The organism is Paracoccus sediminilitoris (assembly GCF_003259195.1).
Classification (GTDB): Bacteria; Pseudomonadota; Alphaproteobacteria; order Rhodobacterales; family Rhodobacteraceae; genus Paracoccus; species Paracoccus sediminilitoris.
In genome coordinates, this window is sequence record NZ_QJPK01000092.1 from 1 (window position 1) to 360 (window position 360).

General features: G+C 64.2%; 1 protein-coding gene. It reads left to right on the plus strand.

The window, feature by feature from the left end:
* A partial coding sequence (locus tag DKT70_RS17700) for an integrase core domain-containing protein (RefSeq protein ID WP_146612704.1) occupies nucleotides 1–341 on the plus strand: 341 nt, incomplete at its 5' end.
* Between the last annotated feature and the right edge of the window lie 19 nt (nucleotides 342–360).

Genomic DNA, 360 nt, shown 5'->3' on the forward strand with positions numbered 1-360 from the left:
AAGCCGATGCATCGAGCCATGTGTCCGCCACCGGTCCGAGGACCATGGCGAGGGGCTTCGTCGAGAGTTTCAACGGTCGGATGCGCGATGAGCTGCTCAATGAGACCATCTTCCGCAACCTGGCTCACGCGCGTGTTGTGATCGCTGACTGGGCCGCCGACGACAACACCGAGCGCCCGCATTCGGCCTTGGATTACCAGACCCCGGCTGACTACGCGCTGGCCCTCACCACCGCAATCGCCCGCCCCGCTGCGCGAGATGAAACCTCCCCGCGCCGGGCGATTGCTCAACCCGCGCCAATCGGCGTAAATACCAACCGGGATCCGGTCACAGCTGGATGAACGTTCACTGGCAGGTCAG